This is a genomic window from Pseudomonas fluorescens (assembly GCF_902497875.1).
Classification (GTDB): Bacteria; Pseudomonadota; Gammaproteobacteria; order Pseudomonadales; family Pseudomonadaceae; genus Aquipseudomonas; species Aquipseudomonas fluorescens_BR.
Map to the genome: position 1 here is coordinate 1 of NZ_CABVHY010000165.1, position 566 is coordinate 566.

General features: G+C 57.4%; 1 pseudogene. It reads left to right on the forward strand.

Annotation, left to right across the window (positions count from 1 at the left end):
• Window positions 1-217: 217 nt before the first annotated feature.
• Window positions 218-566, forward strand: a pseudogene (locus tag F8N85_RS34455) (Fe-S cluster assembly protein SufB); the annotation flags it as partial.

Here is a 566-nt window from a genome sequence, read left to right on the forward strand (position 1 = left end):
CCACTCGGCCTGCCGAAGGGGCGGGTAGATCCAGATCAAGATCAAAAGCCAGAGCCAAAGCGAGGCGGCCTACCGGCCGGCCTGTTTTTTGGCGCACGTGATGTCTTTGGAGCTACCGCAGGCCCCCATCCCTTTATCTCGCACGCGCCGCGAGATAAAGGGATGGAGTATAGTTAAAACCATTGAATCGTCCTGCCAGCAGCAGGAGGAGTCAGCGATGAGCACTGACAATGCCGGGATCCGCGAACTCAGCGGCCAGGCGTATAAATATGGCTTTGTCTCCGATCTCGAGAGCGATGAGGCCCCGCGCGGGCTCAACGAAGACGTTATCCGCCTGATCTCGACGAAGAAGAATGAGCCGCAATGGCTGCTCGATTGGCGCTTGAAGGCCTATCGCCACTGGCTGACGATGCGTGAGCCCAGTTGGCAGAATGTCCGTTACGCGCCTATCGACTACCAGAACATCATTTATTACTCGGCACCCAAGCCGAAAACGCCGGGGCCCAATAGCCTTGACGAGGTCGATCCCGAGCTGCGCGAGATGTTTGGCAAACTTGGTATTTCGC